Origin of the sequence: Brachyspira murdochii DSM 12563, assembly GCF_000092845.1 — a bacterium.
GTDB lineage: Bacteria > Spirochaetota > Brachyspiria > Brachyspirales > Brachyspiraceae > Brachyspira > Brachyspira murdochii.
Genome location: NC_014150.1, coordinates 1904940 through 1918024 on the forward strand (window position 1 = coordinate 1904940; position 13085 = coordinate 1918024).

General features: G+C 30.2%; 9 protein-coding genes, 1 tRNA gene and 1 rRNA gene. 6 read left to right on the plus strand and 5 right to left on the minus strand.

Annotated elements, in window-relative coordinates:
• Positions 1–120: 120 nt before the first annotated feature.
• A complete protein-coding gene (locus tag BMUR_RS08295; protein ID WP_013114155.1) occupies positions 121–708 on the plus strand; it encodes a hypothetical protein in 588 nt (195 codons plus the stop codon).
• A gap of 5 nt (positions 709–713) precedes the next feature.
• A tRNA-Thr gene (locus tag BMUR_RS08300) sits at positions 714–786 on the plus strand.
• A gap of 487 nt (positions 787–1273) precedes the next feature.
• On the opposite strand, the gene BMUR_RS08305 is transcribed toward BMUR_RS08300, so the two are convergent.
• From BMUR_RS08305 to BMUR_RS08320, 4 genes are all read right to left on the minus strand, one after another.
• Positions 1274–2728 (minus strand): HD-GYP domain-containing protein, encoded by a 1455-nt coding sequence (locus BMUR_RS08305; protein WP_013114156.1) that lies wholly within the window; start codon positions 2726–2728, stop codon positions 1274–1276.
• A gap of 75 nt (positions 2729–2803) precedes the next feature.
• Positions 2804–3178, minus strand: coding sequence for a YkgJ family cysteine cluster protein (locus BMUR_RS08310; protein WP_013114157.1), 375 nt, complete (start codon positions 3176–3178; stop codon positions 2804–2806).
• A gap of 51 nt (positions 3179–3229) precedes the next feature.
• Positions 3230–5872 carry a hypothetical protein gene (locus BMUR_RS08315; RefSeq protein WP_013114158.1) on the minus strand — a complete coding sequence of 881 codons (2643 nt, stop codon included), beginning with the start codon at positions 5870–5872 and terminating at the stop codon, positions 3230–3232.
• Positions 5873–5876: 4 nt separating this feature from the next.
• Positions 5877–6617, minus strand: a complete 741-nt coding sequence (locus tag BMUR_RS08320; protein WP_013114159.1) for a hypothetical protein — start codon at positions 6615–6617, stop codon at positions 5877–5879.
• Positions 6618–7527: 910 nt separating this feature from the next.
• On the opposite strand from BMUR_RS08320, the gene BMUR_RS08325 reads away from it, so the two are divergent.
• From BMUR_RS08325 to BMUR_RS08340, 4 genes are all read left to right on the plus strand, one after another.
• Positions 7528–9042: ribosomal RNA gene (locus BMUR_RS08325) — 16S ribosomal RNA — on the plus strand.
• Between the two features lie 111 nt (positions 9043–9153).
• Complete coding sequence (locus BMUR_RS08330; RefSeq protein ID WP_244833424.1) at positions 9154–9522, plus strand: cupin domain-containing protein; 369 nt, start codon at positions 9154–9156, stop codon at positions 9520–9522.
• A 6-nt stretch (positions 9523–9528) separates the two neighbouring features.
• Positions 9529–10392, plus strand: a complete 864-nt coding sequence (gene prmC, locus BMUR_RS08335) for a peptide chain release factor N(5)-glutamine methyltransferase (protein WP_013114161.1) — start codon at positions 9529–9531, stop codon at positions 10390–10392.
• Between the two features lie 205 nt (positions 10393–10597).
• A complete protein-coding gene (locus BMUR_RS08340; protein ID WP_013114162.1) occupies positions 10598–11368 on the plus strand; it encodes an HAD family hydrolase in 771 nt (256 codons plus the stop codon).
• Between the two features lie 405 nt (positions 11369–11773).
• Here the strand turns inward: BMUR_RS08340 and galE are convergent, their stop codons facing one another.
• Complete coding sequence (galE, locus tag BMUR_RS08345) at positions 11774–12766, minus strand: UDP-glucose 4-epimerase GalE (RefSeq protein WP_013114163.1); 993 nt, start codon at positions 12764–12766, stop codon at positions 11774–11776.
• Between the last annotated feature and the right edge of the window lie 319 nt (positions 12767–13085).

Consider the following 13085-nt stretch of genomic DNA (forward strand, 5'->3'; position numbering starts at 1 on the left):
GAATGAATGTTATTGTCAATTGTTTTTATAAAAAAAATGCTTACTATTATTTAATTTTAAGGTTAATATTTCCGTATCTTATTAGTAGTATAAAATAATTTTTGTATAGGGAATGATAAAATGAATAAATATATATTACTCTTTTCATTTTTTATTTTAAATATTTTGTATTCTCAGGAAACTAATATATTAAACAGCAGACTTTTTTTTACAGAGAAAGATAAATTAACATCAAAAATGAATATATACACATCTTGGAAAGAAACCTATAAATATTTAAGAGATAACAGATTTAGATTTTATAAAAGAGCTGGAAGGAGTATAACATTAGAGTTCAGATATAAGTATCCAAGTCAGATATTTGTTAATAGCGGCACACCTATAATATTTACTTTTAATGACGGAAGCAGCGTACAATTAACAAATGTGCAGAAAGTTGTTTATAGTCCTTATTTAATGGGGGATAAACAGTATTATGATGTAGAGGTGAGATACAAATTTAATAATGATGATGAGTTTAACAGTTTTGCAAATGCTGCTATAACAAATATACGTTTTAATTTTATTAATCAGTTTTCAGAAGAAGTTTATGATGATATAGGCATTTCATCACTAACTACAAGTAATTGGCAGGTAGTGTTTGAAGCATACAGAGACGGCATAGCAAAGTTAGAAGAGTTAAACAATAATAATGTTACTAATGATTAAAAAAAGCCAACCTAGCTCAGTTGGCAGAGCAGTGCATTCGTAATGCATTGGTCGTGGGTTCGATTCCCATGGTTGGCTCATAGTTTTTTATAACTGTTTAGTAGTAATCTTATCTGTATTATACTTATTTCAAAACTAAATTTCTTAATATTTATACTTTTTTAATTTAATATTTTTTAATTATAGTTGGGCTTTGCCCCAAACCACGCTTCTTTTGCGGCTGTAGGAAGTCCTGTGGGTTGACACAAAGAACCTTATATCCTCGATAAACTTGGATACGCTTCGCAAAAGACGGCATGTTTATATACCAAAATGATAGTTTATACAACATGTAAAACATTTTGTTTGTAATTTTTAAATTAAATAATTTCATACTCAATTTGTCAAGTAGTTTTAAAACAAGTCTATTATTTGATAATTGCCATTTTTTAGAAAAATAATATTATAATTTACTTACGGCTCATACATTATAAAAATTTTTGCTTTTAAGATAAATTCCAATTATAAATTAAATACTATCATATCATTAAAAAATAATTTAGAAATAATTATACTGTTTAATAATTTACAGCAATTTGCACGCCATCAAATCCTGCTCTATAGAATTACTTAAAAACTCTACAAATACATCATATAGTATAGGGTCTAATTTGACATGCTTTTCTACAAAATCTTCTCTCATAATATTAAGAGCTTCCTCTGGAGTAAAAGTTTTACCGCCTCTATATTTACGTGCCGGGTCTATTAGAGCATCATATACATCTATAATTTCAAGCATTTTGGCAGGGAAATATGCAAAAGCCTCGCATTCATCTATAGCTTTAGCATCATATGTCATTATTCTTTTTATTTGGAAATGAGGATCTTTTGCCAATTTTAATTTATATAAATGATCATAAGGTCCGTATCCTAATCCGTAATATTCATGGTGCAAAGCTACAGTTAATATAACTTCAAGAGGATATTCAGAAGTCTGGCTTACAAGAGCATAACTATTAAATAAGTGTTTTTTTATTCTCTCATAATCTCTGCCGTTAGCTCCTTCAAAATAGTCCAAATCTTTAACTTTACCTATATCATGAAGCAAAGCCCCTACAGAATAAAGATTCATCTCTCTCTCTTCTATGATTTTTATTCCTTTATCAATACAGTCTTCAACAGTAGCTAAGTTTTTGCGTATACTGTCTTTACTAAACATAGTTTCAACTTGCTCATAGAATTTTTTATATTTATTAGTGTATGAAGTTCTTATTTTATGTACTAAATGTCTTCTGTTGATAAGGTTGTTATAAAAAGCCATAAAATTCACATATGAGATAAATACCCTGTTGGAGTGCGACATTACTCCTCCGTCAGAATAGTTTCTAAGTTCATCAAAGACTTTTTGTGTTTCTGTATTTTTGGAAAGCATATCTACTATAGTTGTAACTAGATTAGTTGTAGTTTCTGTAATTTCCTGATTTTCTATTTTAGCCTGTTCCTGAGTAATCTCTTCGCCTTTAATTTTTTGTATACTCTCAAACATGGTAACTTTTGCTATTAATCCTACATCATTACCTACATTAACTATTTGCTGTGCTGTATTTTTATTTATTCCGACTTCTTCATTTACTACTATTTTTTTTAGTTCTGTGTTATAGCTTTCTATTGTACTTACTTTTTCCTTGTAAGTCATTTTAGAGATTTCAGATATTCTTTTTCCCATCTCTTTTTCAGATTCTTTAGGAGTCCTAAATATGTAAGGCTGATTTGTTTCAGATTCATTTGAAGAGTTATCAGCCTGAGTTATAGATTTGAACTCTTCTATAAATACTGAAAAGTTTTTTGGGATATATAGTTTTAGGTTATTATATTTTTCATTATCTATGATAAGGCTTAATTGTTCGGTTGGAAATGGAATAATTTTTTTTTCTTTATCTACTCTAAATAGGGGGATATTATGTGATACTAGCTGATCTTTGATTGTTTTTAATTCTTTAACGGTTAAAATATCGTATTTGGTAGTTAAGTCATTACTCATTCTTTAGATTTCCTAAAACAAAAATATACGCGTATCATTATATAATATTTTTGTAAAAAAGGAAATAATAAAAATCTACTTTTTTATTTTAACACCTTTGCATGGTCGATTAAATTTTCCAGCTATTAAATTACCATTTTTATCGATGTATTCTTTCCAGTATGGAAAAGTTTTGCATTGTTTTGGTTTGGCGTCATTTATTGTGCATTTATTATTTTCGTCTAAGAAACAGCAGGATTTTCCTTCATCGACTTTTATATAATATCCGTAATATTCTTCATATTCTAAATATTTGTTTATAAATACAGGAGGAGATATTTTTAAGAAGTCTGAAGCTTGTATTATATCATCATCATTAAAAAATACATATCCTTTTTCTTTGCAGCATATTCCGCAGCCTGTACATGAGAATTCTAATACTGCATTTTTATTTTTAGCGAATCTTTTCATAATAGTTGTTAAATATTTTTATTATTTGTTTTATTTATTATATTTTGATTTTTATTTACTGATAATAGAATTTGCCTGAGATTTTATAGAATTTGCGAGATTTTGCTTTCCGATTTTTGTGTACATTTCAGATACCTTTATATAATCATCATACAGCAATTTCTTTTCATTATCATTCATATCCTCAACTTTTTTTTTTCCCCCTTTGGGGATTTTTATATCTCTATTAAAAACTATATTATCAGGATTATTTATTATATCTTCATTAAGTACAAATATTGAAGGCCATCTTCTTTCATCTCCAAGCTCGGAGGCTGCAATAGATGAAAGAGTATCAGTCCATTTAGTTTTATAAGTGTCAGTATTATATGATAATCTTGTATTCTGATTGTTATTATTAGCCGCGGCATTAGTATTAGCTGCAGGAGGGTTAGGAGGAGGAGTCGGCGGTGTAGGCGGAGTTATTTCCGGTTCTTTAGGAGGAGTTGGTGCTGTATTAGTTTGAGCAGCTGTATTATTAGTCTGCGGTCTTGCTGTATTAGTTTGAGCAGCTGTATTATTAGTCTGCGGTCTTACTGTATTAGTTTGAGCAGCTGTATTATTAGTCTGCGGTATTACTGTGTTAGTTTGAGCAGCTGTATTATTAGTCTGCGGTCTTACTGTATTAGTTTGAGCAGCTGTATTATTAGTCTGCGGTCTTACTGTGTTAGTTTGAGCAGCTGTATTATTAGTCTGCGGTCTTACTGTGTTAGTTTGAGCAGCTGTATTATTAGTCTGCGGTCTTGCTGTATTAGTTTGAGCAGCTGCATTGTTAGTCTGCGGTCTTGCTGTATTAGTTAAAGTATTAACTGCATTATTTGTTTGAGTAATATCATTAGTTGGCGATATAGTTTCATTAGTAACTATTTCATAGAAATCATCATCAAGCTCATTATTTTTTCCAGAGAAGAACTGTACGCCTAAGAACGATAATCCTAATATTATGATTATAATTCCTACTATAGCCGCAATTTTATTTGATTTTTTATTTTCATCTATAGAATGTGCTGGAGCAACATAAGGCTCTGCAGGTTTTTTCTCTATTTCAGGCAATGCAGAAGTTTTTAATTCATCTTCAGTTTCTATTATTTTTATATCTTTTTCTTTTAATTCCTGTAATTTTTTAGATTCATCTTCATTGTTTTCAGTTTCATTTGAATTATAATTTTGATAATTTTCAACAGCATCATTTTCATCAATAGTAGGTGCTGTTTGTATTGCCTTATCTATTTCATGCTGTTCATATACTGATTTTTTTATTTCTTCATCATTATTTGAAGGTATAATTACAGGTCTTTTGAATATATCGCTTTTACTGTATGTAGGTTTGTCATTTATTTTAACTTCTTCAGTTTTATTTTCTAATTCTTTCTCTTCAGTTGTTTCTTCAACTGCTTTCTCTTCAGATTTAGTTAAATTATTTTCTTCTGCATGTTCATCTATTTTTTCCGGTTCTTCTTCTTTCTCAAATCTTGTAAAAGAGTATGAAGAGCTGTAGTTATGCATTATAGCTGATGAATTAGTTTCTGTAATCTCTTCTTTTTCCTCTAACTCTTTTACTTCATCTTTATTTTCTGTTTCTGAAACTTCTTTTTCTTCTTCAGCGGGCTCTTCTTTATTTATTTCATCATCTGATGTTTTTTCAGTATTTATATTTACCTCTTCTTCGCTTTTTTCTTTTTCATCTTCTTTTTTATCAAGAAAGTCAATACTATCTTGATTATATTTTATTTCGTTTATATCATTTTCTTTTGTTTCATTATCTTTTATGCTGCTTATACTTTGAGCTGCCAATACGCTTGTTATTATAGGCTTTGAAACGTTTAATTCAGAAGATGAATTATTTTTTAATTCTGCATTGATTTCAGCATCATCATCAACAACAGCTAAACGTTTTTTCACAGCAACAGGTCTTGATACATTTTTTGATTTTGCTTTTATAGCCTCTTTTAATAGAGTTATTGATTCTCTTTCTGTCTTAGTTTCACTGTTTTCAGTTTTTATAGTTTCTAATTTTCTTACTGGACTTGATGTTTTAAATGCTGTTTTTCTATCCGCTTTAGCTTCTTTTATAAGTTCTTTTAAATCTTTTCTCTCTTCTTTTTTTTCTTCGTCTTTTTTTATTAGAGACTCTCTTGAAGATATTTTATTTTCAGATGCATCAGAAACTTTATCATCTTTTTTATCAAAAATACTATCTATTTTTTTATTTGTTATTTCTTCTTTGTTTTTTTGTAAATCTATGGCTTTACTTTCTTCTTTTAGAGTTGTTTCAGCTGCAATTTTTTTAGAAGCAGTTTTTTTAACAGCTGTAGTATCTTTAACTTCTTCATCAGCTGTTTTTTTAGCTGCAGTAGTCTTTCTAGCAGTAGTTTTTTTAGCAGCTGTAGTATCTTTAACTTCTTCATCAGCTGTTTTTTTGGCTGCAGTAGTCTTTCTAGCAGTAGTTTTTTTAACAGCTGTAGTATCTTTAACTTCTTCATCAGCTGTTTTTTTAGCTGCGGCAGTTTTTCTAGACGTAGTTTTCTTTACTGTTGCCGCTGTATCTTTAACTTCTTCATCAGCTGTCTTTTTGGTTGCAGCAGTCTTTTTAGTTTTCTTTACTGTTTCTTTGCTTTCTTCTTTTTTGTTTGTAGTAGTTTTTTTTGTTGCCATATTTTTACTCTGTAATATTTTGTTTATTTTTAATTAATAGATTTCTTATAGTATTCATTGTTTTATCATCAAAAATGTTTTCTGTTATATTTCCTGTTTTTAAGGAGTCTATAAGATAATTATTTAAGTTAATGTCTTTGTTTAGATTATATTTTTTTGCTATATATACGCTATTGCACATAGAAAGTATTATTCTTAATTGATTTCCGTTAGAAGAATACTTGTCTATAAGTTTCTGCGGGTCATCTATACCTAAACAACTTAAATTATAACAAACTTTGAAAAAAAGTTTATCTACAGCCTGCTTAACCTGAGCTTCTTTTTTATTTTTTTTGTTTACAGTGTAAAGTATTGAAAAATCCCTTACTTCAAAATTGCATACAGTGGCAAAAAACTTTTCCTGATGCGGCATAAGGTAATGATGGCTTTTCATTTTGGATTCTACTCTTGTAATAAAACCTTTTTCTTCTAAAGTATCCAAAGATTTTACTATAGTAGCATTTCCGCCTATACCAGCTTCATTTAATATTTGAGAATGAGTAGTTTTAGCGATGCCTAACTCATAATCATAATTTGCTACCAATGTTCTGTATACTTCTTTAGCAGACAGAGGCAGTTTTTTCCAAGTGTTGTTTTCTGTTATAGATTTTGGAATAAATGAACACATTGAGGCTATAGATAAGAATGTTTCTTTATCTATATTTTTTAGCTGAGCTTTATTAATAATATCTAATATGTTTTCCAAAATCGTACTCCAATCTTACAGACTTATATAATATATCTAATTTAATATAAAATCAAGTTATTAAAAATATATTTTACTACTACATTATCTTTATCGGATTTTAGAGATGTAAATTTATTTTTAAGTATTTTTATAAATTATTATGGGGAATTATTTACGGAAGTTTTTATTTTTTATATATATTATTTTTTAGTTTTGTATTTTTTTATATTTTCAATTATTTTTTATTTTTATTATCTTTTTTAGCTCTCTTAATAATTATTTTCTTATGAGTTTTTGTGTTTTAGGTGATTTTTCAGCTTTGATTTTTGTTTTTTAAGCGAAATTTTCTTTTTGAATTAGATCTTTTTATGATTTTTTTATTAAAATTTTTGTCTATTTGCTGATTTTAATTGAATTTTTATTGTTTTTTATTGAATTATGGAGAAAAAAATTCCGGATTTTAAGCAGAAAGTTCAAAAAATTTCCGTTTTTTTTGATTTTTTCAGCTGAATTTTTGGTTTTTTTGATGTTTTTTAGGTCTTAAATTATTAAAAAACGCCCTGTTTTGATTTGGCAGCTGTTAAAAATGTATTATATGTATAATAAAACTGGTTTTTGGTTAAAAAATATAGATTTTTTGTTAAAAACACGCTTTTAACCTATTGTGTTTTTTGGGTCCTATGCTATAATAATAAAACAGTTGATGAGAAACAAAAAACAAAACATCGGCTGACACAAACAAAAACAAAAGTTCTTTGAAATATGGATAGCAGAAGCAATTTAAGAAAAACAAAACACAACTGGTGTAAACGAACTTAAGTTAAGTTCTATGACCCAACGGTTACAATTTGTAACATTTCTTTAAGTAAGTAAATCACTATTCAGTAGAATAGTAAAATAAAGAATCATTTCAGATTCACAAAAAGTGAGTATGGAGAGTTTGATTCTGGCTCAGAGCGAACGTTGGCGATGCGTCTTAAGCATGCAAGTCGAGCGGGCTTATTCGGGCAACTGGATAAGTTAGCGGCGAACTGGTGAGTAACACGTAGGTAATCTGCCGTAGAGTGGGGGATAACCCATGGAAACATGGACTAATACCGCATATACTCTTGCTACACAAGTAGAGTAGAGGAAAGGAGCGATCCGCTTTACGATGAGCCTGCGGCCTATTAGCCTGTTGGTGGGGTAACGGCCTACCAAAGCTACGATAGGTAGCCGACCTGAGAGGGTGACCGGCCACATTGGGACTGAGATACGGCCCAGACTCCTACGGGAGGCAGCAGCTGAGAATCTTCCACAATGGACGAAAGTCTGATGGAGCGACATCGCGTGAGGGATGAAGGCCTTCGGGTTGTAAACCTCGGAAATTATCGAAGAATGAGTGACAGTAGATAATGTAAGCCTCGGCTAACTACGTGCCAGCAGCCGCGGTAATACGTAGGAGGCAAACGTTGCTCGGATTTACTGGGCGTAAAGGGTGAGTAGGCGGACTTATAAGTCTAAGGTGAAAGACCGAAGCTCAACTTCGGGAACGCCTCGGATACTGTGAGTCTTGGATATTGTAGGGGATGATGGAATTCTCGGTGTAGCGGTGGAATGCGCAGATATCGAGAGGAACACCTATAGCGAAGGCAGTCATCTGGGCATTTATCGACGCTGAATCACGAAAGCTAGGGGAGCAAACAGGCTTAGATACCCTGGTAGTCCTAGCCGTAAACGTTGTACACTAGGTGCTTCTATTTAAATAGGAGTGCCGTAGCTAACGTCTTAAGTGTACCGCCTGAGGAGTATGCCCGCAAGGGTGAAACTCAAAGAAATTGACGGGTCCCCGCACAAGTGGTGGAGCATGTGGTTTAATTCGATGATACGCGAAAAACCTTACCTGGGTTTGAATTGTAAGATCAATGATTTAGAGATAAGTCAGACCGCAAGGAGATTTTACATAGGTGCTACATGGCTGTCGTCAGCTCGTGTCGTGAGATGTTGGGTTAAGTCCCGCAACGAGCGCAACCCTCACCCTTTGTTGCTACCGAGTAATGTCGGGCACTCTTAGGGGACTGCCTACGTTCAAGTAGGAGGAAGGTGGGGATGATGTCAAGCCCTCATGGCCCTTATGTCCAGGGCTACACACGTGCTACAATGGCAAGTACAAAGAGAAGCGAGACCGCGAGGTGGAGCAAAACTCAAAAAAGTTGCCTCAGTTCGGATTGGAGTCTGAAACTCGACTCCATGAAGTTGGAATCACTAGTAATCGTAGATCAGAACGCTACGGTGAATACGTTCCCGGGGATTGTACACACCGCCCGTCACGCCATCGGAGTTGGTTTTACCTGAAGTCGTTAGCCTAACCGCAAGGGGGGCGGCGCCGAAGGTGGGACTGATGATGAGGGTGAAGTCGTAACAAGGCAGCCGTACCGGAAGGTGTGGCTGGATCACCTCCTTTATTCGGAGATTGTCCGACTTAAATCTTACTGCTATTCATATTTGAAAGAATTTTTCCATATTATATTTTTTATACCTCGTTAATAAACTAGCCTTCAAGGCTGGTTTTTTTGTGTCTTTTTTTGTATTGATTATTTTAATGAAAGGAATATTTATGTATCAGGATTTTAATAAAGCCGAATTAAAAGATTTAGGAAACGGACTTAAAAGAAAAATATTAGCCTATTCTCAAAATCTTATGACTGTTTATATGGAATTTGATGAAGGTGCTTTAGCTGATGTTCATGCTCATAATAGTCATGAACAAATTACTTATATTATAGACGGAGAGTTTTTATTTAATGTAAATGGCGAAGAGTATTTATGTAAGGCTGGAGATAGTCTTCACTTTGCCAAGAATATGACGCATGGGTGTAAATGTATTAAAAATGGCAGATTATTAGATACTTTTACTCCAGAAAGAGAAGATTTTTTTGAATAATTAATTATGGATATAAGTAAGGCACTAATATATTATTCTAAACAACTAGAAAAAATTAATAATGATTATAAGGTTTCTTATATTGAGGTATCTGCTATAATAATGCATACTCTTAATATATCTAAAACTAAATTAATATCAGAAGCTATAAGAGAGTTAAAGGAGGGGGAGATAAAGCAAATAGAAAGTTTTATAGAAAGAAGATTAAACTACGAACCTTTAGCATATATAACAAATAAAAAAGAGTTTTACGGTTTTGATTTTTATGTTGATAGTAATGTGCTTATACCAAGACCAGAAACTGAAGAGATTATTGATTTAGTGCTTGATTATACAAAAGATAAAGATAATATTTCTATATGTGATGTATGTTCCGGAAGCGGAAATATTGCTGTTACATTAAAAAAACTATTTATAGAGCAAAATAAAAATATTGATATTACGGCTATTGAAATAAGTAATGGGGCAGCAGAAATTACAAATAAAAATGCTTTTAATATATTAGGCGATGAAAAATTTATAAATATAATAAATGCTGATGCCCTAAAATATATACCAGAAAAAAAATTTGATATAATAGTTTCAAATGCCCCATATGTTCCTTTAAAAGATAAAGATTCTCTTCAAAAAGATTTAGATTTTGAGCCTTTTAATGCCTTGTATTCAGGAGATGACGGACTTGATTTTTATAGGGCTTTTTTAAATATTATAGATATATATTTAAAAGATAATGGGGCATTCTTTTTTGAGATAGGTTATAATCAGGCGTATTCTTTGATTGATATATGCAGTAATTTAAATATAAATAATACTGAAGTAAAGAAAGATTTAAACGGTAAGGATAGATTTTTAGTATGCTATGATCTTTAATAAAGTTTAAGTTAAAATATGAATTTTTTTAATTTAAAATTTTTTCTCTAAAAAAGCCGTATATAAAAAGTTAATTATAAAATAAGTACAATAATAAAAAAAATTAAAAACTATAAAAATAATTGCATAATAGTTAATTTGAATTATAATTGAAGCATTAAAAAAGTTAAAATATTTTTTAATAATAAATTAGAGAGAGTTGTTAATGAAATTATTTGTTAGTGATTATGATATGACTATATATATACAAGAAAAAATAGATAAAACTGTTTTCGATGCCATATCTAAATGGAGAGAGGCTGGAAATATATTTGCAATTGCAACTGGAAGAAATAAATTTTCTATATTTGAGCATATTGACAGACATTCTCTTACATTTGATTACCTTATAGCAAACAACGGGGCTTTGATATTCAATGATAAAAGGGAAACTATATTCAAAGACACTATAGATGAAGATACGGCATATGAAGTTATAAGATTTCTGCATAATACTTTTGGAGGTACTGTAGAGATAGCTAATGATGATTATATTATATCTGTACAATCAAAAGACGGAAATGATATACTCCCTTTTAGAGTAGATAAAAAAATAAATATTAATGAATTATATACTATAAAAAATATTATACAGATAAATAAAATGACTTCTGATATTAAGGCTACAGAAAATGTTGCAAATACCGTCAATAAAGAATTTTCTTCTTCTCTTATTGCTTATGGTAATATAAGAACAGTTGATATAGTAAAAAATACAGTTAATAAAGCTAATGGGGTAGAGTTTTTATATAATTTTTTGAAAGCTGATAAAAATATAAGTAAAATTTTAACAGCTGGAGATTCTAATAATGATATAGAGATGATAAAAAAGTATGACGGCTATGTTCAGATTAATGCAAGAGAAAATGTAAAAGCTATAAGTTCTAAATATTTTAATTTTATTTCGGATATTATTTATAAAGAATTGGGATTATAAATTTTATAAGTAATACATAAGTAACAGAAGTTAATAATATGATTAAAAAATAATTATATTTTTAGATGATTTAATTAGAATTGTTTTAAAAGTAGCTGACAATATTATATATGAAATTTTAGTAATTTATAAATTAAATATTTAAACTGCAAAAATTCAGTTCTTTTCATGCCTATAATAACAGAGCAAGGCTTACAGTGTATGGTTATCATATCTAACTGTATTTCTTTCGTAAAATAACTTTGGTTATACATGGTGCGTGCTTTGCAGTAAATAAAAAATTATAAAATATTAAATTAAAAATTTATAAATTGAGTTTTGAAAGAAGTCTGATTATTACAGATTATTTTTAATATAAAAAATAGGTTCAGTAAATATAAAGCATCTACTGAACCTACAGAAATATTATCTGTCATTATATCCATTAGGGTGATTTTTATGCCAATTCCAAGCAGTCTCTACTATAGTTTCTAATGAGGCTATAGTAGGAGTCCAGCCCAAAACTTCTTTTGCCCTCTCACTGCTTGCTATAAGTTCTGATGAATCTCCTGCTCTTCTAGGGCAAACTTCTGCAGGTATAGGGTGTCCTGTTACTTTTCTAGCTACTTCAATAACTTCTTTTACGCTAAATCCGTTTCCGTTTCCTAAATTGCATGAAACACTTTTACCGCCGTTTTTTAGATAATTCATAGCGGCAATATGTGCTAAAGCCAAATCGCATACATGTATATAATCTCTCAAACAAGTACCATCTCTTGTAGGGTAATCATCACCGAATATTTTTATTGCTTCCCTTTTTCCCAAAGGAACTTGAAGTATTAATGGTATTAAGTGTGATTCAGGTTTATGATCCTCTCCAATATGTCCGTCTGGATGAGCCCCTGAGGCATTAAAATATCTTAAAGCAACATAGTTAAAATCATATGCTTTTGTATACCAAGAAAGTATTTTTTCTAATGCCAATTTACTATCTCCATATGGATTGGTAGGTTCTTTTCGAGAGTCCTCTTCTAAAGGTATTTTTTCCGGCTCTCCGTAAACTGCTGCTGTAGAAGAGAATATAAAGTTTTTTACTTTAGCTTTAAGCATAGCATTGAGAAGATTTATAGAATTAGATACATTATTCTGGTAGTATTTAGCAGGATTTTGTACACTTTCTCCTACTTCTATATAAGCACATAAATGCATAACAGAATCTATATCATGGCTTTTAAAAATTTTATCAAGCAAATCACTGTCGCCTATATTTCCCTGATAAAAATTCTTACATTCTTTTATAGCTTCTTTATGTCCGTATTCTAATGAATCTATTATAACAGTTTCTATATTTTGTTTTAAAAGTTCACAAACAACATGCGAGCCAATATAACCAGCTCCTCCGCATACTAAAACAGCCATATTTATACTCCAATTTTTATTTATTTTTATATAAGTATAATTCAACTTATAAAAAAGTCAAAGAATTATTTTATCTTTCAAAACTATTTTTATGATAGTTGAAAATTTAGCATTTAAATTTTATAGCTTATTTCTATTATTTAATAATAAGTTTATATATCACATTTTTTCTAAAATTTTTAATTTTTACAATTTTTTGCTCATCTCTCTGCTCCACTGTAGGACAGTTTAAAAAATAAGCGGTATGTATTCGTATAAAAACAAAATATAATTTTTTTTATAAATTACAATTGATTAGCTATGTGCTAAAATAATGAAT